This is a genomic window from Delftia sp. NA_296.1 (assembly GCF_052692095.1).
The window spans coordinates 118,183-144,039 of the sequence record NZ_JBQZGF010000013.1 but is presented as its reverse complement, the minus strand read 5'-3'; the positions used below and the strand labels follow the sequence as shown (position 1 = coordinate 144,039).

Annotated in this window: 28 protein-coding genes; 5 read left to right on the top strand and 23 right to left on the bottom strand. The window is 65.9% G+C overall.

Annotated elements, in window-relative coordinates:
- Positions 1-529 precede the first annotated feature (529 nt).
- Positions 530-2,407, top strand: a complete 1,878-nt coding sequence (locus ACUTR7_RS26550) for an ATP-binding cassette domain-containing protein (protein WP_013800378.1) — start codon at positions 530-532, stop codon at positions 2,405-2,407.
- Between the two features lie 78 nt (positions 2,408-2,485).
- Here ACUTR7_RS26550 and ACUTR7_RS26545 read toward each other — a convergent pair whose 3' ends face one another.
- The 7 genes from ACUTR7_RS26545 to ACUTR7_RS26515 all read right to left on the bottom strand — a co-directional run bounded on the left by ACUTR7_RS26545 (position 2,486) and on the right by ACUTR7_RS26515 (position 9,026).
- On the bottom strand, positions 2,486-3,619 hold the full coding sequence (locus tag ACUTR7_RS26545) for a protein-glutamate methylesterase/protein-glutamine glutaminase (protein ID WP_096914209.1): 1,134 nt from the start codon (positions 3,617-3,619) through the stop codon (positions 2,486-2,488).
- Positions 3,620-3,634: 15 nt separating this feature from the next.
- Positions 3,635-4,372, bottom strand: coding sequence for a chemoreceptor glutamine deamidase CheD (gene cheD, locus ACUTR7_RS26540; RefSeq protein WP_012202590.1), 738 nt, complete (start codon positions 4,370-4,372; stop codon positions 3,635-3,637).
- Between the two features lie 33 nt (positions 4,373-4,405).
- Positions 4,406-5,296, bottom strand: coding sequence for a CheR family methyltransferase (locus tag ACUTR7_RS26535; protein ID WP_013800375.1), 891 nt, complete (start codon positions 5,294-5,296; stop codon positions 4,406-4,408).
- Between the two features lie 26 nt (positions 5,297-5,322).
- On the bottom strand, positions 5,323-5,811 hold the full coding sequence (locus tag ACUTR7_RS26530; RefSeq protein WP_445610195.1) for a chemotaxis protein CheW: 489 nt from the start codon (positions 5,809-5,811) through the stop codon (positions 5,323-5,325).
- Between the two features lie 115 nt (positions 5,812-5,926).
- Positions 5,927-8,125, bottom strand: a complete 2,199-nt coding sequence (locus tag ACUTR7_RS26525) for a chemotaxis protein CheW (RefSeq protein ID WP_043822554.1) — start codon at positions 8,123-8,125, stop codon at positions 5,927-5,929.
- A 39-nt stretch (positions 8,126-8,164) separates the two neighbouring features.
- A complete protein-coding gene (locus ACUTR7_RS26520) occupies positions 8,165-8,527 on the bottom strand; it encodes a response regulator (RefSeq protein WP_012202586.1) in 363 nt (120 codons plus the stop codon).
- Positions 8,528-8,579: 52 nt separating this feature from the next.
- Positions 8,580-9,026, bottom strand: a complete 447-nt coding sequence (locus ACUTR7_RS26515) for a hypothetical protein (protein WP_012202585.1) — start codon at positions 9,024-9,026, stop codon at positions 8,580-8,582.
- A 119-nt stretch (positions 9,027-9,145) separates the two neighbouring features.
- On the opposite strand from ACUTR7_RS26515, the gene ACUTR7_RS26510 reads away from it, so the two are divergent.
- Together ACUTR7_RS26510 and ACUTR7_RS26505 are read left to right on the top strand one after the other, a co-directional pair.
- Positions 9,146-10,294 carry a hybrid sensor histidine kinase/response regulator gene (locus ACUTR7_RS26510; protein WP_123695299.1) on the top strand — a complete coding sequence of 383 codons (1,149 nt, stop codon included), beginning with the start codon at positions 9,146-9,148 and terminating at the stop codon, positions 10,292-10,294.
- A gap of 39 nt (positions 10,295-10,333) precedes the next feature.
- Positions 10,334-10,963, top strand: coding sequence for a response regulator (locus tag ACUTR7_RS26505; protein WP_012202583.1), 630 nt, complete (start codon positions 10,334-10,336; stop codon positions 10,961-10,963).
- A 48-nt stretch (positions 10,964-11,011) separates the two neighbouring features.
- Here the strand turns inward: ACUTR7_RS26505 and fliR are convergent, their stop codons facing one another.
- The 13 genes from fliR to fliF form a co-directional block, all read right to left on the bottom strand.
- Complete coding sequence (gene fliR, locus ACUTR7_RS26500; RefSeq protein ID WP_012202582.1) at positions 11,012-11,782, bottom strand: flagellar biosynthetic protein FliR; 771 nt, start codon at positions 11,780-11,782, stop codon at positions 11,012-11,014.
- A 29-nt stretch (positions 11,783-11,811) separates the two neighbouring features.
- The gene (gene fliQ / locus ACUTR7_RS26495; protein ID WP_012202581.1) at positions 11,812-12,081 is read right to left on the bottom strand and encodes a flagellar biosynthesis protein FliQ; all 270 of its coding nucleotides are present in this window, start codon (positions 12,079-12,081) and stop codon (positions 11,812-11,814) included.
- A 27-nt stretch (positions 12,082-12,108) separates the two neighbouring features.
- Positions 12,109-12,894 (bottom strand): flagellar type III secretion system pore protein FliP, encoded by a 786-nt coding sequence (gene fliP, locus ACUTR7_RS26490; protein WP_012202580.1) that lies wholly within the window; start codon positions 12,892-12,894, stop codon positions 12,109-12,111.
- Positions 12,887-13,222 (bottom strand): FliO/MopB family protein, encoded by a 336-nt coding sequence (locus tag ACUTR7_RS26485; protein WP_012202579.1) that lies wholly within the window; start codon positions 13,220-13,222, stop codon positions 12,887-12,889. Before ACUTR7_RS26485 ends, fliP begins: the two co-directional genes overlap by 8 nt.
- 10 nt (positions 13,223-13,232) lie before the next feature.
- Entirely contained in the window at positions 13,233-13,664 is a 432-nt protein-coding gene (gene fliN / locus ACUTR7_RS26480; protein ID WP_012202578.1) for a flagellar motor switch protein FliN, read from the bottom strand.
- Positions 13,654-14,658, bottom strand: a complete 1,005-nt coding sequence (gene fliM, locus ACUTR7_RS26475; protein WP_012202577.1) for a flagellar motor switch protein FliM — start codon at positions 14,656-14,658, stop codon at positions 13,654-13,656. The genes fliN and fliM overlap by 11 nt, the downstream gene beginning before the upstream one ends.
- Before the next feature lie 18 nt (positions 14,659-14,676).
- Positions 14,677-15,252 (bottom strand): flagellar basal body-associated FliL family protein, encoded by a 576-nt coding sequence (locus tag ACUTR7_RS26470; protein ID WP_012202576.1) that lies wholly within the window; start codon positions 15,250-15,252, stop codon positions 14,677-14,679.
- 253 nt (positions 15,253-15,505) lie between these two features.
- Positions 15,506-17,017 carry a flagellar hook-length control protein FliK gene (locus tag ACUTR7_RS26465; RefSeq protein ID WP_445610194.1) on the bottom strand — a complete coding sequence of 504 codons (1,512 nt, stop codon included), beginning with the start codon at positions 17,015-17,017 and terminating at the stop codon, positions 15,506-15,508.
- Between the two features lie 3 nt (positions 17,018-17,020).
- Positions 17,021-17,485, bottom strand: coding sequence for a flagellar export protein FliJ (gene fliJ / locus ACUTR7_RS26460; protein ID WP_012202574.1), 465 nt, complete (start codon positions 17,483-17,485; stop codon positions 17,021-17,023).
- 65 nt (positions 17,486-17,550) lie between these two features.
- On the bottom strand, positions 17,551-18,993 hold the full coding sequence (fliI, locus tag ACUTR7_RS26455) for a flagellar protein export ATPase FliI (protein WP_224986507.1): 1,443 nt from the start codon (positions 18,991-18,993) through the stop codon (positions 17,551-17,553).
- Positions 18,983-19,894 carry a FliH/SctL family protein gene (locus ACUTR7_RS26450; RefSeq protein WP_445610193.1) on the bottom strand — a complete coding sequence of 304 codons (912 nt, stop codon included), beginning with the start codon at positions 19,892-19,894 and terminating at the stop codon, positions 18,983-18,985. The genes fliI and ACUTR7_RS26450 overlap by 11 nt, the downstream gene beginning before the upstream one ends.
- Complete coding sequence (fliG, locus tag ACUTR7_RS26445; RefSeq protein WP_012202571.1) at positions 19,887-20,882, bottom strand: flagellar motor switch protein FliG; 996 nt, start codon at positions 20,880-20,882, stop codon at positions 19,887-19,889. Before fliG ends, ACUTR7_RS26450 begins: the two co-directional genes overlap by 8 nt.
- A gap of 27 nt (positions 20,883-20,909) precedes the next feature.
- Complete coding sequence (gene fliF, locus ACUTR7_RS26440; RefSeq protein WP_445610192.1) at positions 20,910-22,610, bottom strand: flagellar basal-body MS-ring/collar protein FliF; 1,701 nt, start codon at positions 22,608-22,610, stop codon at positions 20,910-20,912.
- A 177-nt stretch (positions 22,611-22,787) separates the two neighbouring features.
- On the opposite strand from fliF, the gene fliE reads away from it, so the two are divergent.
- Positions 22,788-23,105 (top strand): flagellar hook-basal body complex protein FliE, encoded by a 318-nt coding sequence (fliE, locus tag ACUTR7_RS26435; protein WP_013800367.1) that lies wholly within the window; start codon positions 22,788-22,790, stop codon positions 23,103-23,105.
- A gap of 462 nt (positions 23,106-23,567) precedes the next feature.
- Here the strand turns inward: fliE and ACUTR7_RS26430 are convergent, their stop codons facing one another.
- The 3 genes from ACUTR7_RS26430 to flgA form a co-directional block, all read right to left on the bottom strand.
- Entirely contained in the window at positions 23,568-23,939 is a 372-nt protein-coding gene (locus tag ACUTR7_RS26430) for a hypothetical protein (protein WP_012202568.1), read from the bottom strand.
- Positions 23,940-24,015: 76 nt separating this feature from the next.
- A complete protein-coding gene (gene flgM / locus ACUTR7_RS26425) occupies positions 24,016-24,336 on the bottom strand; it encodes a flagellar biosynthesis anti-sigma factor FlgM (RefSeq protein WP_445610191.1) in 321 nt (106 codons plus the stop codon).
- A gap of 78 nt (positions 24,337-24,414) precedes the next feature.
- A complete protein-coding gene (gene flgA, locus ACUTR7_RS26420) occupies positions 24,415-25,179 on the bottom strand; it encodes a flagellar basal body P-ring formation chaperone FlgA (RefSeq protein WP_013800366.1) in 765 nt (254 codons plus the stop codon).
- A 234-nt stretch (positions 25,180-25,413) separates the two neighbouring features.
- Here flgA and flgB point away from each other — a divergent pair, with 234 nt between their 5' ends.
- Positions 25,414-25,827 (top strand): flagellar basal body rod protein FlgB, encoded by a 414-nt coding sequence (gene flgB / locus ACUTR7_RS26415; protein ID WP_013800365.1) that lies wholly within the window; start codon positions 25,414-25,416, stop codon positions 25,825-25,827.
- The last annotated feature ends 30 nt before the right edge of the window (positions 25,828-25,857 follow it).

Genomic DNA, 25,857 nt, shown 5'->3' with positions numbered 1-25,857 from the left:
AATTGAAGTGAACTTCACTTCTATTCTCATGAGCGTTTTTGGCTTCAAAGAGCCGAGCTCCAAAGAACTTGGCTGTTCGCCTCAAACGCCCACGCTTATCGGCTGTATATTTTTAAGGATCGAAGCAGAGAATTTCTTCTTTACCTCCGACTCGCTGCGATCAGCGAAGCCTTGAATTCTAGCACAGTTTTTAGCGTCGTTGCAATCAAATTTCTTTGATTTTTTCAACACCAGCGATCTGCATCGCTTCTCTTCAGCAGAGCCTTGCATTGTAGCACGTTTTTTCATGCTATCCACAAGACTTTTCTGACTCATCGCTGTCTGCAAGGCAGTGTGGCGACGAGGGATCGAACTATAGCATGGGTTTTTACCGATGGCGTGAAATTCGTGAACTTCCTTGCAGACCAGTGAAGAAGCCACCGCCCCGCCCTCTGAAACCGGCCCGGAGCCTGCCCTGCGGGCAGGCTCCGGGCGGGGAGGCCTTGCTGCCTGCACCAGGAATCGGGCCCGCATAGATAATGCGCGCACGATGGCATTGATTACTTTGATAGACGCCCAACTGGCGTTCGGGCATGTGGCGCTTCTCGACCACGCCCAGTTTTCCCTGGAGAGCGGCGAACGTGTGGGCCTGATCGGTCGAAACGGCGCAGGGAAGTCCTCTTTGTTGAAGATTCTTGGCGGACTGGCCAAGGCCGATGACGGCCAGGTCCAGACACAGTCCGGTATCCGCATTACTTATGTGGCGCAGGAGCCGGTGCTTGTGCCCGAGCAGACGATCTTCGAGTCGGCGTCCGCCGGCATTGCCGAGGTGATCGCCGTGCGCGAGCGCTATCTGGCGGGTGGCGAGGGCGAGGATCTCGATGCGCTGCAGTCCCAGATCGAGGCCTATGACGCCTGGAATTGGGAGCAGCGCGTGGAAGAGACGCTGCAGCGGCTGCATCTGGATCCCGACGCCCTGGTGGGCACGTTGTCCGGGGGGATGAAGAAGCGCGTTGCGCTTTCCCAGGCGCTGGTCGCACGTCCTGACGTGCTGCTGCTGGACGAGCCGACCAACCACCTGGACCTGGATGCCATCGAGTGGCTGGAGGAGCTGCTGCTGAACTTCAAGGGCAGCGTGGTGACCATTACCCACGACCGCTCCTTCCTGGACCGCGTCTCCACGCGCATCGTGGAGCTGGATCGTGGAACGCTGCGCTCCTATCCCGGCAATTTCGTTCAGTACCAGCAAACCAAGGAAGATCAGCTGGCCCAGGAAGCCGTGATCAACGCCAAGGCCGACAAGCTGCTGGCCCAGGAGGAGGTGTGGATCCGCAAGGGCGTGGAGGCGCGCCGCACGCGCAGCCAGAGCCGCATCGGCCGATTGGAGCAGTTGCGGGCCAACCGCGCTGCCCGCCGCGATGTGCTGGGCGGGGTGAAGATGGACATTGCCTCGGGCCGGGGCGATGGCTACCAGGGCAAGATCGTGGCCGAGCTGACCGATGTGGCCAAGTCCTTTGGCGACAAGCAGATCGTCTCGCATTTCAGCGCCACCATCCTGCGCGGTGACAAGGTGGGACTGATCGGGCCCAACGGTGCCGGCAAGACGACGCTGCTCAAGATGATTCTGGGCGAACTGGCGCCTGACAGCGGCAACGTGCGGCTGGGTGCGAATCTGCAGGTGGCTTACTTCGACCAGATGCGGCACCAGATCAATATGGATGCCACGCTGGAGGATTTCATCAGCCCCGGCAGCGAGTGGATAGAGATCGGCAACCAGAAAAAGCACGTGAAGAGCTATCTGTCGGATTTCCTGTTCTCTCCGGCACGCGCTCACTCTCCTGTGCGTTCACTGTCCGGCGGCGAGCGCAACCGCCTGCTGCTGGCGCGCCTGTTTGCCCGCCCCGCGAATGTGCTGGTTCTGGACGAGCCGACCAACGACCTCGATATCGAGACGCTGGAGATGCTGGAAGACCTGCTGCAGAACTACGACGGCACGGTGTTCCTGGTCAGCCATGACCGCAGTTTCCTGGACAACGTGGTCACCAGCACCATTGCCTGGGAAGGGCCGGGCAAGTGGCGCGAATACGAAGGCGGCGTGCAGGACTGGCTGGACCAGTCGCGCCGCAGCCAGGATCTGGCCGAGGCTGCACAGCCCAAGCCTGCCAAGGAAGAGGCCAAGCCGACGGCGGTGCGCAGCGACAGCAAGCCCAAGCGCAAGCTCAGCTACAAGGAGCAGCGCGAGCTCGATCAGTTGCCCGAGACCATTGCATCTCTGGAGGCGGAGCAGAAATCCATTCGCGAGGCCCTGGCCGACGGCTCGCTGTATGCCAACGACAACTCCCGCGCCGTTCAGTTGCACCAGCGCGATGGCGAGATCGATGAGCAGCTGATGGAGGCACTGGAGCGCTGGAGCGCCTTGTCCGAGTAAGCACCGTGTCGAACTGACAAAAAAAAGAGCGCCATGCGCTCTTTTTTTCATGGAGGCCGCCAGAGCGGGCCGTTGCGCTCAGATGCGGTGGTGCACCTGGTCCGAACCTATGCGCAGCTTGCCCAGCAAGGCGGCAGCGATCTGGTTGAGGGGCAGCACTTCGTCGGCAGCGCCGTGGGCGATGGCCTCGCGCGGCATGCCGAAGACGATGCAGCTGGCCTCGTCCTGCACGAGGTTGTAGCTGCCTGCATCGCGCATTTCGCGCATGGCGACCGCACCATCGGCGCCCATGCCGGTGAGCATGATGCCGTAGGCGTTGCGGCCCGCGCAGGCGGCCACCGACTTGAACAGCACTTCGACCGAAGGCTTGTGGCGATTCACCGGCGGGCTGTCATCGACCACGGCGACATAGTTGGCGCCGCTGCGCTGCACCGAGAAATGCTTGCCACCCGGGGCGATATAGGCATGACCGGGCAGCAGGCGCTCGCCGTGCTGCGCTTCCTTCACAGTCATCTGGCACAGGCTGTTGAGCCGGGCCGCGAAGCTGGTGGTGAAGCCCGGCGGCATGTGCTGGGTGATGACGATGGCCGGGCAGTCGGCCGGCAGATGGGTGAGCACTTCGCGGATGGCCTCGGTGCCACCCGTGGAGGCGCCGATGGCAACCAGCTTCTCCGTGGAAAGCCGCCCCAGCAGCGACGTCGGTGCAGCCTGGCGCGGCACGGCCGAACCTGCAGAGGAAGCGACCGGCGCTGCCGCGCTGCCTGCGGCAGAGGCTGGACTGCGGGGAGCGACCGGCAGACGCCGTACCTGGGCCACGGCAGCAACGCGGATCTTGTCCACGATCTGCGCGGCCAGTTCCTGCAGGCCGTTGGAGACACCCACGCGCGGCTTGGCCACGAAGTCGATGGCACCCAGCTCCAGTGCGCGCATGGTGACCTCGGCGCCGCGTTCGGTCAGCGTGGAGATCATGACCACCGGCATGGGACGCAGGCGCATGAGCCGGCCCAGGAAGTCGATGCCATCCATGCGCGGCATTTCCACATCGAGCGTGATCACGTCGGGATTCATCTCGCGGATCATTTCGCGTGCGATCAGCGGGTCATTGGCCGAGCCGATGCATTCCATGTCGTGCTGGCGATTGATGATCTCGGACAGCAGACTGCGCACCAGCGCAGAGTCGTCCACCACGATCACCCTGATTTTCCTGTCCATTCCTTTGAACCTTCCTCAAAACAGGTCGACCGAGCCGCCTGCCGTATTGCGTGCCACGACGGCTGCATTGCCGCGTGTGAATTCCTGCTGTACCAGTTCCTCCGGATGGGCATGTGCCAGGCGCTTGACCATGGCCTTGCCGCTGGCGGGGAAGAACACCACCTTGCGAGGGTAGATGTCCAGCACATCCTCCGAGACGATGGGGATGCGTTCGGTCTGCAGGTACTGCGTGACGAAGGCGGTATTGCGTTCGCCCACGTTCATGGTGGTGAAGTTGTGCATCACCTGCCCGCCGCCGAAGATCTTGGCCTGCAGCGACTCGCGCCGGGCACCGAGCTTGAGCATTTCGTTGATCAGCAACTCCATGGCGTACGAGCCGTAGCGGCCCGATGCATCGGCAGAGTCGCCGTCGGGCAGCATGAAATGGTTCATGCCGCCCACGCGCATGGTGCGGTCCCAGATGCAGGCCGAGATGCAAGAGCCCAGCACGGTGACCAGGATCACGTCCTCGTTGGAGACAAAGTATTCGCCGGGCAGCACCTTGACGGCGTTGTGCTGGAAATGCGGGTCGTAATAGAAGAACGAAGCCTCGCCAGGGTAGCGCTGCTGGCGCTTGAGCTGCTCCAGCGAGGAACGCGGGACCGGATCGCCCGGCGCCGGATAGTCTGCAGCGGTATAGCTGTTGATGCGCGGCATGCGGCGACGCTCCGAGGGCGCCGGTGGCGGTGCGAAGGCAGGGCGGTCTCCGATCATGTGAGCACCCCCTGGCGTGCGGCAGGACCTGCGTCAGCGGCGCTCATAGACGGTCTTCCCCTTGAGCGTGAACAGATCGCGCGATTCACTGAAGTTCTCGGCATGCCCGACGAACAACAGGCCACCGGGCTTCATCACGCGGTGGATGCGCTCCAGCACGCGGCGCTGCGTGGCCGCGTCGAAGTAGATCATCACGTTGCGGCAGAAGACCACGTCGAAGGGGTCTCGGAACGGCCAGTCGTCACGGATCAGGTTGACGTTGAGAAACTCCACCAGGCGGCGCAGTTCGGGCTTGACGCGCACCAGGCCTGCATTGCCAGCCTTGCCCCGCAGGAAGAAGCGGTGCAGGCGCTCGGCGCTCATGCCCTTGATGCTTTCGGCGCGGTAGACGCCGGCCGATGCCGTGTCCAGCACGCGCGAATCGATGTCGCTGGCCTGCAGCTGAAAGCTGGGCGTGGCACCCAGCGCTTCCAGCGCCGTCATGACGATGGAGTAAGGCTCTTCCCCGGTCGAGGCCGCATTGCACCAGACCTTCCAGGCCGTGCCGGCCGGCTTGCTGCGCAGATGCTGGGCAAAGATCTCGAAATGGTGCTGCTCGCGAAAGAACGCCGTGAGATTGGTGGTCAGCGCGTTCACGAACTCCTGCCACTCCACGCCGTCGGACTGCGACTCCAGCCAGTCCAGGTAGGTGGAGAAGCTGTCGTAGCCCGTCTCGCGCAGGCGCCGCGACAGGCGGCTGTAGACCATGGCGTGCTTGCCATCGTGCAGGCTGATGCCGGCCCGCTGGTAGATCAGCGCCTGTACGCGGGCAAAGTCCCGCGACGACCATTCGAATTCGCGCCCCTGGGCCAGGGGCCCGTTGGCATCCCCGTCGTCGGCGACGGGACGTGCGGCCAGTGCCGCATTGGATGAGCCGGATCGCATGAGGGCGCTCAGTGCAAGAACGGGTCTCAGTCGACCGAGGCGACCAGGCCCATGTCCACGTTGTTCATGAGCTTTTCGATGTCCAGCAGGATGAGCATGCGCTCGCCCACGGAACCCAGGCCCAGAATGCAGCCGCTGTCGATGGCGCTTTCGATGTCCGGCGCGGGGCGCACGGCTTCGGGAGCCAGTTCCATCACGTCGCTGACCGAGTCCACCACGATGCCCACCACGCGGTTGCGCAGGTTCAGGATGATGACGACGGTGAAGCTGTTGTATTCCACCTGGGAGCAGTTGAACTTCAGCCGCATGTCCACGATGGGCACGATGGTGCCGCGCAGATTGACCACGCCCTTGATGAATTCCGGCGCATTGGCGATGCGGGTCGGCGGCTCGTAGCCGCGGATTTCCTGCACCTTCAGGATGTCGATGCCGTATTCCTCCTGGTCCAGGCGGAAGGTCAGGTACTCGCGCGCGCCGGTGGCGACGCCTTCTGCGTTCTTAGCGATCACGCTCATTGCTCAGCTCCTCAACTGTCGGACCCGCGCCGTGGTGGCGAAGGCCATGGTTTCTTGGCGGCGCGCAGGCACTGCCTGCGGCGCCGTCGATTGTGGTCAGGTATCCCTGTCCCGTTCAGTGGCGTGCACGACGCACCAGCGCGCCGGTGTCCAGAATCAGCGCCACCGTGCCATCGCCCAGGATGGTGGCGCCCGAAACGTTGGGCACCTTGCGGTAGTTCGATTCAAGGTTCTTGACCACCACCTGGTGCTGGCCCAGCAGCTCGTCGACCAGCAAGGCCACGCGGCTGCCGTCGGACTCGACCACCACCATGATGTTGCTGGACTGGCTGGTGTCGCTGCGCGGCACGCGGAAGGTCTTTTCCAGCGCGAACACGGGCATGTACTCGTCACGCACCTTGACCAGTTGCGTGCCGTTGGCCACGGTGTTCACGTCTTCGGCCTTGACCAGGAAGGACTCGACCACCGAGGACAGCGGCAGGATGTAGACCTCGTCGCTGACGCCGACCGACATGCCATCCATGATGGCCAGGGTCAGTGGCAGGCGAACGGCCACGCGCATGCCCTTGCCCTGGGTGGACTCGATCTCGACCGAGCCGCCCAGCGCCGCGATATTGCGCTTGACCACGTCCATGCCCACGCCGCGCCCGGACACGTCGGTGACGACGTCGGCCGTGGAGAAGCCCGGCGCGAAGATCAGCTGCCAGACCTCCTGATCGGGCATGTTGTCCGAGACATCCATGCCGCGCTCGCGGGCCTTCTGGAGAATCCGCTCGCGGTTCATGCCGCGCCCATCGTCGCGCACCTCGATGACGATGGAGCCGCCCTGATGGGAGGCTGCCAGCGTCAGCGTGCCGTGCTCGGACTTGCCGGCCGCCAGGCGGTCCTCGGGCATTTCGATGCCGTGGTCCACGCTGTTGCGCACCAGATGGGTCAGCGGGTCGGTGATCTTTTCGACCAGTCCCTTGTCCAGCTCCGTGGCCTCGCCCAGCGTGATCAGGTCGATCTTCTTGCCCAGCTTGCCGGCCAGGTCGCGCAGCATGCGCGGGAAACGGCTGAACACGGTGGACATGGGAATCATGCGGATGGACATCACCGATTCCTGCAGATCGCGCGTATTGCGATCCAGGTCGGCCAGGCCTGCCAGCAGTTGCTGGTAGGCCGATGCGTCCAGTCCGTGGCTGTTTTGCGCCAGCATGGCCTGGGTGATGACCAGCTCGCCCACCAGGTTGATGAGCTGGTCGACCTTGGACACCGACACGCGGATGCTGGTGGACTCCATCTGCGCCTGCTGCGTCTGGGCCGCCGTCTTGGCAGCGGGCTTGGCCACGGCGCCGGCCGGCTGGATGGCCAGCGCGCCATCGGCCTGGGGCATGCCGGGTGCGCCGTTGAAGAAGCCATAGGCCTCATCGGCAGGCGGGATGGCGGCCGAGGCCAGGGCGGCATCGGGGTCGTGCGCATGCTCTTCAGCGGCCGGGGCTTGCGCCGCCACCGCTGCGGGTGCTGCCTCGGCAGAGGCTCCGGCCGCCGTGATGCGGACCTGCTCCTTGGCCACGTGGAAGGCGAAGAGATCGAGCAGGTCGTCGTCGGTGGACGAGGTCTGCACGTCAAAGAGGCGGCTTTGCGGCTGATCGCAGGCCAGGTCCTCGATGCGTCCCAGACCGGGAATGTCGCGGAACAGCTCCTTGATGGCCTCGGCCATCTCCAGGCGCTCCAGCGGACCGATCAGGATATGCAGCGAACGTCCGCCGCTGCTGGGTGCCGTGCCGACGGCGCCGCCCGAGACAGGTGCTGCAGCAACCGGGGCCGGAGCCTGCGCTGGCGCAGCCACAGGCGCTGGAGCTGGGGTCGGTGCGGGAGCCGGCGCTGCCGCTGCAGGTACGGCGCTGCGGCCTTCCGCCAGCGTCTCGATGCGTGCCACCAGATCCGTGGTGGACAGGGCCTCGCCCTCGTTGCCGGCCTGGTGGCGTGCCAGCAGGCTGCGGCTGGCATCAGCCGACTCCAGCAACACATCGACCATCTCCGGAATCGGTGTGATCTCGTGCCGGCGCAGCCGGTCGAGCAGCGACTCCATGCGGTGCGTCAGCTCGGTCACGTCGGCAAAGCCGAAGGTGGCCGCCCCGCCCTTGATCGAGTGCGCGCATCGGAAGATGCCGTTGAGTTCCTCGTCATTGGCCGCTGACAGATCCAGATTCAGCAGCATCTGCTCCATCTGGTCGAGGTTCTCGGCCGCTTCTTCGAAGAAGATTTGATAGAACTGGCTCAGGTCGAAGTCTGCGCCCGCTCCTGCCCCATCCTGGTGTAGATCCGCCATCTTTGGTCCTGCTGTTTCCTGTTGCCCGTACTTATCGGCTCAACGCATTACTTTCTGAATGACTTCGATCAAACGGTTTGGATCGAAGGGCTTGACCAGCCAGCCCGTGGCGCCCGCGGCGCGTCCGGCCTGCTTCATCTGGTCGCTGGATTCGGTGGTGAGAATGAGAATCGGCGTGTTCTGGAACTTGGGGTCTTCGCGCAGCTTGCGGGTCAGACCGATGCCATCCAGACGCGGCATGTTCTGGTCGGCCAGCACCAGGTCGACTTGTTCGAGCTGTGCCTTCTCGAGCGCATCCACGCCGTCAACCGCCTCCACAACGCGAAATCCCGCCCCTGCGAGGGTGAACGCCACCATCTTTCGCATCGAGGGGGAATCATCAACAGCCAGAATCGATCGCATGTATAGCTCCAACAGACGGGCAATAAAAGGTAGAAGAGTGCATGGTCAGCTGTCAGAACAGCTCGACCGAGCCAGCATCCATCTCGCTTTGCGTGACGGGATTGGGCCGGTCGGGTATCGCCGGCAGGCCCAGGGAGTCGTCCTCCCCCTCGTCCACGCCCATGGTGGCTGCGGCCAACTGGAACGCGCAGCCTTGCAAAATCTTCGTAATATGGGCGATCAACTGGGAGGACATGTCGTGAAACTGCAACTCGGTCACCGCCAACCGAAGCGTGGACCGCGCGGCGTCCAGCTCGGGCAAGGCGCCTAGCGCCTCACCGGCCAGCTGGCCGTGGGTCTCGTCGAAACGGTCCAGCAGGTTCTGCGTTGCATGATTGAGAAGGCCTTCCAGGCGCTGCAGATCGCGCATCGCCACCAGCAAGGCATCCTGCAGGTCTGCGGCCACCATGACGGGCATGGGGACGGCAGGCTCGCCCGAAGGCTTGTGCATTGACTGCATTGTTACTCCACCACCAGCGTTTCAGCCCAATGTTCGCCACGCTTTGCAGCATGGCCAGCCCTTGTCAATCGTCCCCAGGAATGCAGTGCATCCCTTGATATACACGACCACTTGCATTTATGTTCCAAAATGTATCTCATGATAGCGCCCTCGGGGATGCCAGACCACCGCACAAGCCCTTGCGCATATTGCACATCGAGGATTCGGCGGCCGACCAGGCGCTGGCGCGGCTGAGCCTGCTGCGCGGCGGGCTGGTCTGCGAGATTGTCGCGGTCGACCTGCTCGATGATGCCGCAGCCGCGCTGCAGAGCCAGGCATTCGACCTCATCCTGGCCGACTACCACCTGCCCGGCTTCACGGCGCTGGACGCCTGGGAGCTGGTGCGCCGCCAGCCCGGGCATCCGCCCTTTGTGCTGCTGTCCGGCGCCATCGGCGAGTCGGCCGCCGTGGACGTGATGCGCGAGGGCATCAGCGACTACCTGCTCAAGGACCACATCACGCGCCTGCCCCATGTGGTCTCGCATGCGCTGGAAGTGCACGAGGCCCGCCTGGCACGCCGCCGCGCGGCGGCCGAGCTGGCGGCATCCGAGCGGCGCCTGGCCGATCTGACCGAGCACCTGCAGACCTCCACTGAACGGGAACGCGCCAGCATTGCCCGCGAGATCCACGATGACATCGGCGGCTCGCTGACCTCGGTGAAGTTCGATGTGGCCTGGATTGCGCGCAATGCGCCCGAGGGCGGACTGCGCGAGCATGCGCTGGCCGCGCTGGAAATGCTGGAGCATGCGCTGGGTGCAAGCCAGCGCATCATGATGAACCTGCGCCCGCCCGTGCTGGACCAGGGACTGGTCGCCGCCGTGCAGTGGCTGGCCGAGAATTTCGAGCGCCGCACAGGCGTGCCCACCCGGGTGCGCAGCAGCCGCGAGAGCATGGACATCGCGCCCGACATCCAGGTCGTGGCCTACCGCACGGCCCAGGAGGCGCTGACCAACGTCGGCAAATATGCCCAGGCGCGCCATGTGGACATCGATCTCTCGGACCGCGAAGGCTTTCTCACGCTGGAGGTGACGGACGACGGCGTGGGCTTGGCCGAAGGCGCGCGCGACAAGCCCGAATCCTTCGGTTTGCGCGGTCTGGGCGAGCGTGCGCGCACCGTTCGGGGCTGGCTGGATGTCAGCAGTCAAGCCGGGCGAGGAACCTCGGTCATCGTCTCCATTCCGCTGGACGATGGCGGCACTTGCCCTAATATCCCGGGCAATGAATGCTGAACGCCATGGCGGCGTGACCCTTTTTCCAGGAGGCCGACTTTGATCCACGTGGTGCTGTGCGACGACCATGCGGTGCTGCGCCGGGGCATCCGTGACACCCTGGCCGAGGCAGTGGACATCAGCGTCACCGCCGAAGCAGGCAGCTATGCCGAGCTGCGCGAACAGCTGCGCACCGCCACCTGCGACGTGCTGCTGCTGGACATCAACATGCCCGGCCGCAGTGGCCTGGAAGCCCTGGCCAGCGTGCGCGAAACCCATCCGCTGATCAAGGTGCTCATGGTCTCCATGTACCCCGAGGATCAGTACGCGCTGCGCTGCCTGAAGGCGGGCGCGCAGGGCTACGCCAACAAGGCAGGCGACCCGGTGCTGCTGATCGAGGCGGTGCGTACCGTGGCCACGGGGCGCAAGTACCTGACGTCCGAAGTGGCCCAGATGCTGGCCGACAGCCTGGCCCAGCCCGCACCCCAGGTGCCGCATGAAAGCCTGTCCGAGCGCGAGCTGCAGACGCTGATCAAGATCGCGGCCGGGCAGCGGCTGACCGACATCGCCACCGAGCTGATGCTCAGCCCCAAGACCGTCAGCGTCTACCGGGCGCGCGTGCTGGAAAAACTGCAGATGAGCAGCAATGCCGAACTCACGGCCTACGCCATCCACAACCAGCTGATCTGAGGCTTTTGCGGCCGACAGGCCTGTAAATCTGTTGTTTTTCACAACTGCTTACATTGAAGTGCCAAATACCGCAATGCCGCGCTGCAGCAAGGCGACCAGGGGCTGCTCGAGCAGCGGCAGCGTGGCCATCAATCCCGTCAGGCCCACGGTGAGCGTGACGGGAAAACCCACGGCATAGATGTTCATCTGCGGTGCCACGCGCGAAATGATGCCCAGCACCAGGTTCACGAACAGCAGCATGGCGACCATGGGCAGGGCGATCCAGAAGGCACTGGCGAAGACCGCCGCCCCCATCTCGTGCAGCCGCATCTGGTTGATGGCCTGCAGGAAGCTGCCGTCCACAGGAAACGCCTCGTAACTCTTGAGCACGGCCATCAGCACCAGCAGGTGCCCATTGATGACGATGAACAGCAGCGTGGAAATCTGGACCATGAAGCGCGCCACCGCGCTGAGCTGGGCATTCGTGGTCGGATCGAAGAAGCTGGCGAAGTTCAGGCCCATCTGCAGGCCGACCACCTCGCCCGCCACCTCCACGGCGGCAAACACCAGGCGCACGGCAAAGCCCACGGCCAGCCCCACGCCGACCTGCTGAATCAGCGTGCCCAGCGCCTGCGGCGAGTTGATGCCGATCACGGGCTGGTCGCCCAGCACGGGCTGCGCGCACACCGCGACCAGGAAGGCCAGGCCGATCTTCAGCCGCATGGGAATGACGCGCTGCGAGAACACGGGGGCCACGGAGAACATGGCCAGCACGCGCAGAAACGGCCAGAGAACGGGCGACAGCCACGCCACCAGTTGGGCTTCGCTGAAGGTGATCACAGTGGCGTTTCCAGTGCGCGGCGCAGGGCTCAGCCCACCGCCTGCGGAATGGTCTCGATGGTGCGGCGGATGAAGTCCACCAGCGTGCTCAGCATCCACGGACCGGCAATGGCAAACACCAGCACGGCGGAGATGAGCTTGGGCACGAAGGCCAGCGTGGCCTCATGCACCTGGGTCACCGCCTGGAAGACGCTGACGGCCAGGCCCACGGCCAGCACCACGCCCAGCACGGGCATGGAGATCATGAGCAGCAAGGTCAGTGCCTCGCGGCCGAAGGTGAGCACGTATTGGGAGGTCATGGAAGGATTTCCAAAGAAAGAGCGGGGCTAGACGGCGAAGCTGGCGGCCAGCGAGCCTATGAGCAGGTTCCAGCCATCGGCCAGCACGAAGAGCATGAGCTTGAACGGCAGGGCCACCAGCACGGGCGACAGCATCATCATGCCCAGGGACATCAGGATCGAGGACACGACCATGTCGATGACCAGGAAGGGGATGAAGATCATGAAGCCGATCTGGAACGCGGTCTTCAGCTCGCTGGTCACGAAGGCGGGCACCAGCACGCGCAGCGGTGCGGTCTCGCTGGTGACGCCTGCATCGAGCTTGGCCAGCCGCGCGAACAGCGCAAAGTCCGACTGGCGCGTCTGCTTGAGCATGAAGTCGCGCATGGGCGCCTCGGCCTTCTCAATGGCCTGCTCGAAGGTCACGGCATTCGTGGTGTAGGGCACGTAGGCCTCCTGGTACACGCGGTCCAGGGTGGGGCCCATGACGAACAGCGTCAGGAACAGCGACAGGCCGATGATCACCTGGTTGGGCGGCGCCGACTGCGTGCCCAGCGCCTGGCGCATCAGCGACAGCACGATGACGATGCGGGTGAAGCCCGTCATCATCAAAAGGATGGCCGGCAGGAAGGACAGCGCCGTGAAGAACAGCAGGGTCTGGATGGGCACCGAAAAGCTGGTGCCACCGCTGCCCTGGCCGATGACCAGCGGAAGGCTGGCGGGCGCGCCCTGTGCCCAGGAGGCCAGGGGCGTGGCGCAGCACAGCGCCAGCGCTGCGGCGCCAGCGGCCTGGCTCAGCGTGCGCGCCGGGCGCTTGCAGGAATATTCAGACATTCGCACCGTCCGCAGGCAGGCTGCGCGCTTGCGCCATCGCAGCCGAAAAATCAGCAGGGGCCGGGGCCTGCAACACATGCAGGCACTGGATGCTTTGCGCCGTGACGCCCAGCACCAGACGCACGGTCTGCGCGCCCTCGCCCACTTCCACCGTCACCACCCGCTGCTGCGGGCCCACGCCCACGGCGCCCAGCACCCGCGACTGCAGGCCGGCGGCACCGCGCAGCGCAGCCGTGCGCTGCTGGAAGCGGCGCAGCAGCCAGGGCAGAGCGGCCATGGCCGTGACCAGGGCCACCACCGTGAGCAGGGTCGGCCACAGCGGGCCCATGCCGGCGCTCTCAGCCACGGCTGACCCGGCGCAGGCGCTCGGACGGCGTGACCACGTCGGTCAGGCGGATACCGAACTTGTCGTTGACCACCACCACCTCGCCCTGGGCGATCAGGTAGCCGTTGACCAGCACGTCCATGGGCTCGCCGGCCAGTGCGTCGAGTTCGACCACCGAGCCCTGGGCCAGTTGCAGGATGTACTTGATCGGCACCTTGGTGCGGCCCAGCTCCACCGACAACTGCACCGGAATGTCCAGCACCATGTTGATGTCGTTGACCGGCACATCGGCGCCACCGGCGTAGGGACGCACGGGCTCGCCTGTCAGCGGGCCGCCCTGCTCCTCTTCCAGCTTGGCGTCGCGCTCGCGCTGCTCGTCCAATGCCTCTGCCCAGCCCGAGAACGGATCATCGCCAGCGGGCTTTTGCGTATCTTCAGTTGCCATTGTTTTCTCCCATCCAGCCAGCGTCGGCGCCACGCAGGCAGTTCTCGACGCGGATTGCGTACTTGTCGTTGTGAGTGCCGTACTGGCACTCGAAAATCGGAACGCCGCCAATGGAGGCGCGGATCAGCGGCTCGCGGTCGAGTTCGATGAAATCGCCGGGGCGCATGGCCAGCAGCTGCTCCACCGTGGCGTCGGCACGTGCCAGTTCGGCCACCAGGGTCACCTCGGCGGCCTGGATCTCGCGCTTGAGCACCTTGACCCAGCGGCGGTCCACTTCGATGGAGTCGCCCTGTGTCGAGGAATACAGCACATCACGGATGGGCTCCAGCGTTGCATAGGGCATGCAGATGTGGATGGAGCCCGAGATGTCGCCGATCTCCAGCTGAAAGGCCGTGGACACGACGATTTCGCTGGGCGTGGCGATGTTGGCGAACTGCGGCTGCATCTCCGAACGCTGGTAGCCCAGCTCCAGCGGATAGATGCCGTGCCAGGCCTTCTTGTATTCCTCGCAGATCACGTTGACCAGGCGGTTGATCACGCGCTGCTCGGTGTGCGAGAAGTCACGTCCTTCGATACGCGTCTGCAGCCGGCCCGTGCCGCCGTACAGCGTATCGATGACACCGAACACCAGCGAGGGGTCGCAGACCACCAGGCCGCTGCCGCGCAGCGGACGGATGGCGACGATGTTGAAGTTGGTGGGCACCACCAGCTCGCGCAGGAAGGCGCTGTAGCGCTGCACCGACACCGTGCCCACGGACACTTCGGGGCTGCGGCGGATGAAGTTGAACAGGCCGATGCGGAAGTTGCGGGCAAAGCGCTCATTGACGATTTCCATCGTCGGCATGCGCCCGCGCACGATGCGCTCCTGGCTGGAGATGTCGTACTGGCGGATGATGCCCGCCTCGACCTCCTCGGTCGTGGATTTCTGGCTCTCGCCGGTCACACCCTCCAAAAGGGCATCGACTTCTTCCTGGGAGAGAAACGAATCGCTCATGGCGCCTGGCCTCCCCGGTTACTGGATGATGAAGCTGGAGAAGAGCACGCGGCGCACCGGGTTCTTGCCAGCAGAGGAGCGGCGGCGCTCGCCGTCTTCGTCCTCGGCATCCTCGTCGCGACTGCGCTTCTTGGCCTTGGCCTGGTTGCCGTAGCCCAGCGGGGCCGAGACTTCGTTGAGCACGTCGGCGGCCAGGCGCTCCTTGCCTTCGCGCTCCAGCAGTTCCTCGGCCGTGCGCTGGGACACCAGCATCAGGATGCCGTTGCGGATGCTGGGCAGGTATTGCTTGACCGTGGTGGCCGTCTTCTCGTCGGCCAGCTCCAGCGTGATGCCGATCTGCACGAAGCGGTCGCCGCCCGTATCGGACAGATTGACCACCAGGTTGTCCAGCGGCAGGAAGGTGGGCACGGTCACGGCCGCCTTGCTGGCGCTGCCCTCTTCCTCATCGCCGCTGCTGTGGCGCTTGGACAGCAGGATGAAGGCAGCGGCCGCGCCTATGGCCAGGACGGCAATGATGACGATCAGCACGATCAGCTTCTTGCCCTTGGCCGGGGCGGGAGCTGCATTGTTGGCGGCATTGGGTGTGGCAGACACTGGAATTCCTCTGGGTGAGCGGGACCGCCACGCGCACGCGCTTCATGCGCGGCGCCATGACGCAGCAGGCCCATGGCAGGAATTATTCGGCGATTGGACCCCGGACCATGGCCTGAATAAGCGCATGAAACCCCGGTTTCTCGCTGGCTTGATGGCCCTCAAACGCCACAGGCCGGGCAGCTTGTCGCCACCCGGCCTGTTCTGAAAACCCTGAAACGGCGCATGCGCCGCCCCGCAAGAAGCGCAGGAAGAATCAGACGAACAGATCCACCCCGCCCGCTGCCGCACGGCCACCGCCGGCCTGTGCGGCGCCATTGCCGCCCGTGACACCGGCGGCATCGACCATGGCGCTCACGCGGCCCTGGCGCGCCTGGGCGTCCGCCCCCTGTCTTGCCGAATCGCCGCTGCCGGACTGGCCGCCCGCATCCACGCTGACGCCGGCCAGTTGCAGGCCCTGGGCCTGCAGCAGCTCGCGCAGCTGGTCGGCACCATTGCCCAGCCAGTCACGCGCCTGGGCTTCGCTGGCGCCAAAGCGCACATGGGCCTCGTTGCCCTGCAGGCTGACCTGCACCTGGATGGCCCGGCCCTCATGCTCCACGGACAGCGAGGCGTTCTGGTTCTTGTTGTGGACCCAGAAGGCCACCTGCTCGGACACCTGCTGCTCGCGCTCGGTGGAGTTGCCCGGCTGGGCCTGGGCGTCGGGCTGGGCAAAGGCCGCGCCATTTTGGCCGGCCGCCTGCTGGCCCAGGGATTGGCCGGCATGGGCCGCGCCCACGGCAGCCGCAACGCCGTGCAGTCCGTTCGCCGCCGACTCCGTGGAGGCGGTGCCGCCCTCCCTGGCTCGCTCGAACAGGCCGCGCCATTCTTCGGGCCGCACTGCGGCCATGCCGTTGAGCGCAATGCCCGACGCCAGGGCCACGTCCTGCCGCACACCGCCCGCCAGGACCTGGGGCGTGTGTTCATGCGTGGCCTGGGCGGTGGTTGCCGTGCGTGCGGCGGCGGCCGTCAGTGCCGCATCGGACTGCACGGCGGCCAGCACATCGGCGGCCTGGGCCTGTGCCTGGGTACGGCGCGCAGCGCCATCGGTCAGTGCCCCGGCTGCATTGGGGTCCGCAGCGGCAGCCAGGGCCGCAGCATTGGCGCTGGCCGTGGCCAGCGCCGTGCCCGCGGCATCACCGGCTGCGGACTGCGGTGCCAGGAAGGCCGCGTGCGCCACAGCGCCCTGCTCCTGGCGCAGGGCCATCATGGCAGCGCTGCCCCGGCCGGACAGCCAGTCGCCCGCCACGCCTTGCAGCATGTCGCGGTCGCCCTTGCCGTCCAAGTGGGCGGTCTGCCCGACCAGGCTGAGCCAGGGCGCCTGGCCGTTGGCAGCCAGCGCCATGGCATCGGCCTGCGCCGAGGTGGTCATATCGGTCGGCTCCGCCTGCGGTTGCAGCGGCAGTTGCGGCTGCTGCAGCAGGCCCTGCGCCAGGCCGGGATCGGCCAGCAGGTCTGCGGCATCCTTCAGGCCGTCCTTGGCTGCGCCCTTGAGGCTGGACAGCGCGGAAAGAGCGGCGCTGCCGTCCTCGCCCAAGGCCTGGCCCAGGGCGCCCGAGGCCAGCGCCGGCAATCCGCCAATGCCGTCCATCGCTGCCAGCAACGAAGAAAAGCCTGCGGCCTGGTCGTTGGAGGGCGGCTGCGTGCCGCGCGCGGAGCGAACGCCTTCCATGGCGCGCTGCATGGCGCTGCGCGCATCGGCGCGCTGTTCGATCTGGTTGGTGGACATGCGTCAAGCCTCCTGGAATGTCAGCCCGAAGCTGCGACGGAAAAACTGGATGGCCGCACGTTCATCGGTCTCCTTTTGCTCGCGGCGCATCTGGCTCAGCGCCAGATCGCGGCGGCGCACCTCGACGACCTTGCGCAGGCTGCTGACCCGCAGCTCGCAGGCCATCAAGGCCTTTTGCGCGGCCTCCAGGCGGATCGCCAGGTCGGCCAGCACCCGCGTCTGCAGGCCGATGGCATGCTGCAGGCGGTCCATGAACTGGTACTGGTGGAACATGACCTCGGGCTGCACGGACTGGTTTTCCTGCGCGCCCCAGCGCGTCTGCATTTCCTGCACATAGTGCTGCAGCTGCTCCATTTGCGTCTGCGCGGCCTGCTGCGAGCGCAGGCGCTCCTGCACCGCCTGGCGCGCCTCGTCACGCTTGCGCGACGCGGCATCGATGGCCACCATCAAGGCATTCAAGGACGACATACCGGGGTTTCCTCCCTGTGTTCGTTATCGCGTTGGTCGCGTTTTGGCAGTGCCGCGTCGCCGCGTCACTGCCCACCGAGTGCGGCAGCCATGCCCGAGATGCTCTCGTCCATGGAAGCCGACTCGAACATGCTTTGCTGCAGAAAGGCCGCCATGGCCGGCTGCAGGCGTATCGCCTCATCCATCTGCGGGTCCGAGCCCGCCATGTAGGCACCGACCTGGACCAGGTCCCGCCCCTTCTGGTAGCGCGAATAGACAGCGCGAAAGCGCCGTGCCAGCTCGAAATGCTCGCGCGAGACCACGTTGTGCATCACGCGCGAGGCCGATTGCTCGATATCGATGGCCGGGTAGTGGCCCGACTCGGCCAGCGCCCGCGACAGCACGACGTGGCCGTCCAGAATGGCGCGCGCCGCGTCGGCAATAGGGTCCTGCTGGTCGTCGCCTTCGGACAGCACGGTGTAGAAGGCCGTGATCGAGCCCACGCCGTTGAGGCCGTTGCCGCTGCGCTCGACCAGGGCCGGCAGCTTGGCAAAGCACGACGGCGGATAGCCCTTGGTGGCCGGCGGCTCGCCAATGGCCAGGGCGATCTCGCGCTGGGCCATGGCATAGCGCGTCAGCGAATCCATGAGCAGCAGCACATGCTGGCCCTTGTCGCGGAAATGTTCGGCAATGGCCGTGGCATAGGCGGCGCCCTGCATGCGCAGCAGCGGCGGCGCATCGGCCGGTGCGGCGACGACCACGGCGCGGCTGCGGTCCTGGGCGCCGAGGATGTCCTCGACGAATTCCTTGACCTCACGGCCGCGTTCGCCGATCAGGCCGACCACGATCACGTCCGCCTGGGTGTAGCGCGCCATCATGCCCAGCAGCACGGACTTGCCCACGCCCGAGCCCGCGAACAGGCCCAGACGCTGGCCCCGGCCCACGGTGAGCAGGGCGTTGAGCGAGCGCACGCCGGTGTCCAGCGTCTCGCGCACCGGGTCGCGGTCCATGGCGTTGATGGGGTTGCGGTCCAGCAGATCGGCGCTCACGTCGGCCAGCGGGCCGCCATGGTCCAGGGGCTGGCCCTGCGAATCCACGACACGGCCCAGCAGGCCGCTGCCAATGGGCAGGCGCAGCACGCCGGCCGCCAGGGACACGGGCGGCTCGACACCGTCGCCAAAGCGCAGCGGTGCGACAAAGGGTTCGGCCGGCGTCACGATGGCGCCGCTGGACAGGCCCTGGATGTCGCCCGCAGGCATGAGAAACGCACGCTCGCCGGCAAAGCCGACGACCTCGGCCAGCACCGGGTCCTGTCCCTGCTGGCGTATCCAGCACTGCGAGCCCACAGGCACCTGCAGGCCCGTGGCCTCCAGCACCAGGCCGGTCAGGCGCGTGAGCGTGCCGTGGGTTTCCAGGGGAATGTCGCCCTGCAGGCGGGCGCGGGCATTGGACAGCAGTTGCTGCCAGGGCCTGGCGGCAGGCTCGGGGGTCAGTTGGGCGGCGTCGGCCAGCGGGGCGTCAACCGGCATTGCGTTCTCCGTCATACCAGGTGGAGACCAGGCCCAGCGCGGCCACGGCGCGGCGCCAGCGCTTGTCCATGCCGGCATCGACCTGGGCGCCACCCGATTCCACGCGCACATCGCCCTGGGCCACGGAGGCGTCGCTGATCCACTGCACCTTGGACTGGGCGCCATGCTCGGCCCGCAGCGCCTCGTCCAGCACGGCGAAGTCGGCTGGGTTCAGGCGCACGGTGGCGGCTCGGCCGTCGGCGGCCAGCATGTCCAGCGCCTCGCGCACCACGGGCAACAAGGCCTGGGGCTGGCTGCGCAGCTCCTGGCGGACCACCTGGCGCGCAATGTCGCAGGCCAGGTTGAGCAGTTCCTGCGCTGCATCCGTCTGCAGCTGCTTGAATCCGGCATCCAGGCCGGACAGCAGCGCGTCCACGCGCTGCGCCGTCTCGCGGCCCGTGCCGGAGACGTAGTCATCCATGTGTTGCTGCCACTGCTGCCGGGCTTCCTGGCGGCCCTGCTCCAGGCCCTCGGCATGGCCTTCGGCGCGTGCCTGTTCCAGCAGGGCATGCAGTTGTTCCTCATCCACTGCGGGGGCGGTGGAGGCCGGGGCGCCCGGCGTGTCGGCTTCGACATCCAGCACCATGGAGTCGGCCTCCAGCCGGGGCGCATCGGAGCGGCCGGGCAGCGACAGGCTGTGAAAGCCCGACGAGGAGGCAGGCGCGCGCGCCATGCCCGCGCCGCCATGCGCAGCCTGGGCACCGGATGCGGCGGGCGCACCCTGGATGTCCGGCAGCCCCGCGAGGCTGGGCAGGCTTTTCAGGCCGCCCATGTGGTCCACGGCGCCGAAGCGCCACTGCACCACCTGGCGCTCGTCGATCTCCTCGGAAGGGATGAAGCGCGAGTTCATGCCGTTAGACATAGCTGTCTTCCGCACCGCTGCCGATGGTGATCTGGCCTTCTTCGGCCAGGCGACGCACCACCTTCAGGATTTCCTTTTGCTGCGCTTCCACTTCGGACAGGCGCATCGGGCCGCGGCCTTCCAGGTCCTCGCGCAGCGACTCGGCGGCACGCATGGACATGTTGGCCAGGATCTTGTCGCGCACTTCCATCGAGCCGCCCTTGAGCGCGATGATCAGCGTCTCGGACACCACCTCGCGCAGCACCAGCTGCACCGAGCGGTCGTCCAGCTTGACCAGGTCGTCGAACACGAACATCTTGTCCATGATCTTCTGGGCCAGGTCCGGGTCGTAGTTGCGGATGGTGTCCAGCACGGCCACGTCGGCATTGCCGCCGAGGTTGTTGATCATCTCGGCCGCCGTCTTGACGCCGCCCAGCGAGGTCTTGCGGATCTTGTCGCCGCCGGCCAGCACCTGGAACAGCACCTCGTTGAGGTCCTTGAGCGCGGTCGGCTGAATGCCTTCCAGCGTGGCCACGCGCAGCATGACTTCGCTGCGGAAACGCTCGGGCAGCTGCATCAGGACGGCAGCGGCCTGCTCGTGCTCCAGGTGCACGAGGATGGCGGCCACGATCTGCGGATGCTCGCCGCGCAGCAGTTCGGCCACGGACAGCGGGTCCATCCATTTGAGGCTTTCGATGCCGGAGACATCGCCGCCCTGCAGGATGCGGTCGATCAGCAGCGCCGCCTTGTCGTCGCCCAGGGCGCGCTTGAGCACCGAGCGCACATAGCCGCTGGCGTCGTCCACCAGCAGGCTTTGCGCGGCCGCGTCATCGGCAAAGCGGTTGATGACGAAGTCCACCTTCTCGCGCGAGACACCGCGCATGTGCGCAATGGTCTCGCCGAGCTTTTGCACTTCCTTCGGGGTGAGGTGCTTGAACACCTCGGCCGCTTCCTCCTCGCCCAGGGAGACCAGCAAGATGGCGGCGTCGTTCAGGCCTCGTTCGTCCATATCTCAGCAATCCGTGTTTTGAGAGGCTCAGGTGGCCTCGCCGTTGATCCAGGTCTTGACGATGTTGGCCACCGCGATCGGGTTCTGCTTGGCCAGTTGGCGCGCCTGCTCCAGGCGCACTTGCTCCTGCGTGGGCGAAAGATCGACAGCGGGTGCAGCCAGCGCCGGACGGTCCAGCTGCTCGCCCTCGATGGCATTGAGCTGTCCGCCCACGGCCACCGTCTTGCGGCCCTTGAGCATGGGTCGCACCAGGCCCAGCAGCAAGATGGCGCCGAACAGGGCCAGGCCGATGGGCACGCCCAGGCTGCGGGCCATGGCCAGCACTTCGGGCTGGCGCCACAGCGGCACATCGGCGGGCACTTCGTCCTGCACAAAGGGCGTGCTGACCAGGTTGACCGAGTCGCCGCGCTCGGCGCTGTAGCCCACGGTCTCGCGCACCAGGGTCAGCAGTTGCGCCTGCTGCGCTGCCGTCAGGCCGCGTGCGGCGGCAGCGACGGTGGCCGCATCGGTTGCCGCACCGACAGCGGCCGGCGCAGGGGCAGCCACCAGGGGCGCATTGATGACCACGGCGGCCGTCAGGCGCTTGATGCTGCCCGTGCTGCCGCGTGTGTGGCGCACGGTCTTGTCCACTTCGTAATTGGTGATGGACTCGCGCTTGCTGGCAGCGCGGGCGGCGTTCTGGCCGTCGGCCGCCTGGGGCGCGGGATTGGCGCCGTTGACGGGCGCGGAAGCGTTCTGGGGCGGCTGGTTGCTGGTGGCGCCGGGAATGCCCGTGGGCTGGGGCGGCTTTTGCTCGCCCGAGCTTTCCACCACCTGCTGGCTGCGCACCACGCCCGCGTCGGAGGACTGGTTGGGGCGGTGCTGCTCCGAAGTCGATTCGGTCTGGCTGAAATCCATCTCGGCCGAGACCTGCGCCTTCACATTGTTCTTGCCGACCACGGGCTCCAGGATCTCCAGGATGCGGCGCACGTACTGCTGCTCGATCTGCTGGGTGTAGTTCAGCTGTTGCATGTCCACGGCGTTGGCGTTGCCGTCGGGCGACTGCGACAGCAGCTTGCCCGAGTCGTCCAGGATGCTCACGGCCGTGGGCGCCATCTCGGGCACGCTGGAGGCCACCAGGTGCACGATGCCCGCGATCTGCGTGCGGTCCAGCACGCGGCCCGGGTACAGGCTCAGCAGCACCGAGGCCGAGGGCTTTTGCTGCTCGCGGAAAAAGCCGTTCTGATTGGGCAGGGCCAGGTGCACGCGTGCGCTTTGCACGGCGGCCAGGGCCTGGATGGAACGTGTCAGCTCGCCTTCAAGGCCGCGCTGGAAATTGAGGCGTTCCTGGAACTGGGTGATGCCGAACTTGCTGTTCTCCATCAGCTCGAAACCCGTCACCGAACCCTTGGGCAGGCCCTGGGTGGCCAGCTTCAGGCGCACATCGTGCACGCGGTCGGACGGGATGAGGATGGCACCGCCGCCTTCCGTGTAGCGGTAAGGCACGTTCATCTGCGACAGCTGGGCGACGATGGCGCCGCCATCCTTGTCGCTCAGGTTGGAGAACAGCACCTTGTAGTCCGGCTGGCGGTAGAACATGGCCGCCGCACCCAGGGCGACGACCAGCAGCACGGCGATCGCGCCCCAACGCAGGCGCGCGCCACGGTCCATGGCCGTCCAGCGCTGCTGCAAGGCAGGCTGGGGCACGGGAGTGGCTTGAGGGACAGGGATTTCAGCGACAGCAGACATCTTGGTTCCAGGTGTTCGAGCCCTGCACACACAGGACCCTAGCGTGCTGTCGATTATTCGAAGTCCGCCGCTTCACATTCGCCCGATAAGCGCGCCGTTTGGCCGTCTATTTGCCGCGATGCGAAAACCCTGCCGCCCTACGATCTCGTCATCTTGCTAACTCCGATGGAATGTGTCATGGACCTTCGCATCCCCAGTACCACCTCTCCCCTGTACGGCACCCAGCTCCCCAAAGGCGTGGGCGCAGGCGACGCATCGACCAAAGTGGCGGCTGGCGGCTTCAGCCAGGCCCTCCAAGGCGCGCTGCAGTCCGTCAGTTCAGCCCAGAACAACTCCAGCCAGCTGCAGCGTGAGGTGCAGTTGGAGAACCCGGCCGTCAGCCTCGAGGAAACCATGATCGCCATGCAAAAGGCGCAGATCGGCTTCCAGGCCACGATGCAGGTGCGCAACCGGCTCGTGCAGGCCTATACCGACGTGATGAACATGCAGGTGTGAAGACGTCCGGCCCCGGCCGGACCCTCTTTTCCTACTCAGACCGCAGACCGCAGACCGAACGGGATTTGCGCGCGCCATTGCGCTTGCATTGCATTGCATTGCATTGCCATTGCCATTGCCATTGCCATTGCCATTGCATGGCAGCGTCATTTCCACGCATTCGGATCTTGCCGCCTTCAGGGTCCTTGCTTCGTTTTCCCCGGATCTGGCCTCTGGCCGTCCCTCATTCCTGGCCGCCCTTCCTGCGCACGGCCATCCAGCATTCCCCCGCCTCCACCTCATTGACCGAGCGCAGCCTCATCCCGCGCATGGATGGGTACGCCCAAGCTCCAGCCATGCCTGCGCCCGCTGCGCAGATTCATTCAACCGAATCCCAGCCCGGAAAAGACAAAACCCTCGGGCACGGATGCCGGAGGGTTGAGCAGCGGGAAGAGAGAAGAGAGAGAAAAAAGGGACGCGGCTTCAGCTGGCTGAGTGGTAGATGCGCGCCTTGCCCGGTCCGGCATGGGGGTGTCCATACAGGTCGCGTCCATACGTGGCCTGGTCCGAAGTCTGGGGAATCAGCGCCGCCGCCTGGCTCTGGGCCACCACGGCCATGCGTGCCAGCTGGTCGCGCTGCATGGCCATCTGCTCGCCCAGCGCCTGGGCGCGTTCGCGCAGCTCCTGCGTCCAGTCGGCCGCGCTGAAGCGCCGGGCCAGTTCGGAGAACGCCGCCATGGCATCGCGCAGCCGGGTGCTGGACTGCTCCAGCGCGACCGCATCCTTCGATTGCAGCGAGGCGGACACCATCCGGACCACCGCGTCCAGGGAATCGAGCATCTCGCTGAGAGTCATGGGACAGGCCTTGCTGAAAAAAGAAAGCGCGTGCTCGCGCCGGAAGGAAAAAACCGAGAAAGAACCGAACCCGCGCTCAGACGCGCGAGTGCGAGAAGAATTCTTCGGAGTTGGCCAGCAGCTTGTCGGCCACGGCGTCGGCGTTCACGCGGAAGGTGCCGTTGGCAATGGCTTCGCGGATTTCCTTGACGCGGTTGGCATCGAAATCGGCCGTGGCGCGACCAGATTGGTCCAATGCGCGGGCCGAGGTCGAGAACGACACGGGAACACCGGCCGCCTTGGCAGGCTGGGCCTGGGCGGAGGATTCCTCGGTGGCAATGGTGCTGGCTGTCTTGGGCTGCTTGGCGGCGGCCTGGGAGGCAGCGGCGGGCAGTTCCGGTTTTTGACCTATCTTCATCTTGATTCTCCAATCGCCCTGGCGGCGTGAGGCGCTGTGCCTAGCTTTCGACTGCCTGGAACAAAACTTGAGGTTTTTTTACTGGACCAGCACCACGCCCTCGGGATTCACCACCCCGGAGATGAGCCGGCCATTATCCATGCGAACCCGCACGGTCTGGCCTTCGCCGGCGGCCGACATGGCCTTGCCCGACGATGTGACGGAAAAACCACCACCGTTGACCAGAACGCGCACTTCGGCACCCACCGCGAACAGCGCCGGCGTGCGCAGCATGTTCTGGCGCAGCGCCTGGCCTGCGGCCAGCGGGCGGGAAGCCACCAGGCCCACCCAGTCCTGCTGGTTGGCGTAGACGGCGGCCGATTCCTCGGCCCAGTCCACTTCGGCCTGGACGGCATCGTCGGCCGACAGCGGGCGGCCCGAAGGCACGCCGTTTTGCAGCACCCAGGCCGGCCCCCAGGCCTTGACCGTGATGGGCAGGAACACATTCCAGGCCACGGCGCCCTGCAGGCAGCGCAGACCCAGGCGGGTACGGCCCCAAAGGCGCGAGCCTGCGGGCAAATAGGGTTCGACCTTGGCGCAGGCGGCCAGGCGCAGACGGGGATCGAGCTGGCCCATCTGCACTTCCATGCGCAGGGGCAAGGCGCCCGCGCCGGCCATGCCTTGCTGCAGGGCCTCGTCGGCAAAGCGCTGGCCGATCTGGCTGAGCTGGGCTGCACCGTCAGGTGCGTTTTGCGCGAAGGCAGGGCCTGCCAGCGACGCTCCAGCGGCAAGCGCAGCGCATGCGGCGGCGCGAGCGAGGGCTCGGACGGCGGATGGCGAATGGGCGGTGCTGAAGTTCGGCATGGCTGTGGCTCCTGACTTGCTCCGGCCTCCCGTCAGGATGGGTGGGACACCTGGAGCGATGCCAGCAAATATAGGGCGAGCGCTCTTTTCCGAAGCGCCGAACTGCGCAGGCAAACGCGCTTTCTTCGCGCTTTAGCGTTCGGGCCCGATTTCCATAATCGACGCATGCCGCAGTCCGTGGGCTGCCGCCATTTCGTCAACCGATCACCGCAAATCCCAGAGGGCGAGGCCGACATGCTCGACAAGATGACTGAACGACTGGACTTCCAGAGCAAGGCGCTGGTGCTGCGCGCCGAGCGCCAGCGTGCAATCGCCAGCAACATCGCCAATGCCGACACCCCGGGCTATGTGGCGCGCGACTTCAATTTCCGCGAGGCGCTGACGGCCGTTACCTCCGGCCCCTCGCCCATGACGCTGGCCAGCGTCAGCCAGGGCGGACACATTCCCCTGCCTGCCGCCGCCTCGGGGCAGAGCGCGCAAAGCCATCTCGGCTACTCGGTGCAGGCCCAGACCAACATGGACAACAACACCGTGGACCTGGACCGCGAACGCGCCAACTTCGTCGACAACGCCGTGCGCTACGAAGCCACGCTGCGCTTTCTGAACGGCCAGGCCAAGACCATGCTGTCGGCCATCCAGGGCCAGTAAGCCGGCGCCACAGATCACAGGAGCTTTCCC

Excerpts from the sequence above, each read along its gene's own strand:
- ACUTR7_RS26550 (WP_013800378.1), top strand. The coding sequence starts at position 530 with ATGGCATTGATTACTTTGATAGACGCCCAACTGGCGTTCGGGCATGTG.
- ACUTR7_RS26545 (WP_096914209.1), bottom strand. The coding sequence starts at position 3,619 with ATGGACAGGAAAATCAGGGTGATCGTGGTGGACGACTCTGCGCTGGTG.
- cheD (WP_012202590.1), bottom strand. The coding sequence starts at position 4,372 with ATGATCGGAGACCGCCCTGCCTTCGCACCGCCACCGGCGCCCTCGGAG.
- ACUTR7_RS26535 (WP_013800375.1), bottom strand. The coding sequence starts at position 5,296 with ATGCGATCCGGCTCATCCAATGCGGCACTGGCCGCACGTCCCGTCGCC.
- ACUTR7_RS26530 (WP_445610195.1), bottom strand. The coding sequence starts at position 5,811 with ATGAGCGTGATCGCTAAGAACGCAGAAGGCGTCGCCACCGGCGCGCGC.
- ACUTR7_RS26525 (WP_043822554.1), bottom strand. The coding sequence starts at position 8,125 with ATGGCGGATCTACACCAGGATGGGGCAGGAGCGGGCGCAGACTTCGAC.
- ACUTR7_RS26520 (WP_012202586.1), bottom strand. The coding sequence starts at position 8,527 with ATGCGATCGATTCTGGCTGTTGATGATTCCCCCTCGATGCGAAAGATG.
- ACUTR7_RS26515 (WP_012202585.1), bottom strand. The coding sequence starts at position 9,026 with ATGCAGTCAATGCACAAGCCTTCGGGCGAGCCTGCCGTCCCCATGCCC.
- ACUTR7_RS26510 (WP_123695299.1), top strand. The coding sequence starts at position 9,146 with ATGTTCCAAAATGTATCTCATGATAGCGCCCTCGGGGATGCCAGACCA.
- fliQ (WP_012202581.1), bottom strand. The coding sequence starts at position 12,081 with ATGACCTCCCAATACGTGCTCACCTTCGGCCGCGAGGCACTGACCTTG.
- fliP (WP_012202580.1), bottom strand. The coding sequence starts at position 12,894 with ATGTCTGAATATTCCTGCAAGCGCCCGGCGCGCACGCTGAGCCAGGCC.
- ACUTR7_RS26485 (WP_012202579.1), bottom strand. The coding sequence starts at position 13,222 with ATGGGCCCGCTGTGGCCGACCCTGCTCACGGTGGTGGCCCTGGTCACG.
- fliN (WP_012202578.1), bottom strand. The coding sequence starts at position 13,664 with ATGGCAACTGAAGATACGCAAAAGCCCGCTGGCGATGATCCGTTCTCG.
- fliM (WP_012202577.1), bottom strand. The coding sequence starts at position 14,658 with ATGAGCGATTCGTTTCTCTCCCAGGAAGAAGTCGATGCCCTTTTGGAG.
- ACUTR7_RS26465 (WP_445610194.1), bottom strand. The coding sequence starts at position 17,017 with ATGTCCACCAACCAGATCGAACAGCGCGCCGATGCGCGCAGCGCCATG.
- fliJ (WP_012202574.1), bottom strand. The coding sequence starts at position 17,485 with ATGTCGTCCTTGAATGCCTTGATGGTGGCCATCGATGCCGCGTCGCGC.
- fliI (WP_224986507.1), bottom strand. The coding sequence starts at position 18,993 with ATGCCGGTTGACGCCCCGCTGGCCGACGCCGCCCAACTGACCCCCGAG.
- ACUTR7_RS26450 (WP_445610193.1), bottom strand. The coding sequence starts at position 19,894 with ATGTCTAACGGCATGAACTCGCGCTTCATCCCTTCCGAGGAGATCGAC.
- fliG (WP_012202571.1), bottom strand. The coding sequence starts at position 20,882 with ATGGACGAACGAGGCCTGAACGACGCCGCCATCTTGCTGGTCTCCCTG.
- fliF (WP_445610192.1), bottom strand. The coding sequence starts at position 22,610 with ATGTCTGCTGTCGCTGAAATCCCTGTCCCTCAAGCCACTCCCGTGCCC.
- fliE (WP_013800367.1), top strand. The coding sequence starts at position 22,788 with ATGGACCTTCGCATCCCCAGTACCACCTCTCCCCTGTACGGCACCCAG.
- ACUTR7_RS26430 (WP_012202568.1), bottom strand. The coding sequence starts at position 23,939 with ATGACTCTCAGCGAGATGCTCGATTCCCTGGACGCGGTGGTCCGGATG.
- flgM (WP_445610191.1), bottom strand. The coding sequence starts at position 24,336 with ATGAAGATAGGTCAAAAACCGGAACTGCCCGCCGCTGCCTCCCAGGCC.
- flgA (WP_013800366.1), bottom strand. The coding sequence starts at position 25,179 with ATGCCGAACTTCAGCACCGCCCATTCGCCATCCGCCGTCCGAGCCCTC.
- flgB (WP_013800365.1), top strand. The coding sequence starts at position 25,414 with ATGCTCGACAAGATGACTGAACGACTGGACTTCCAGAGCAAGGCGCTG.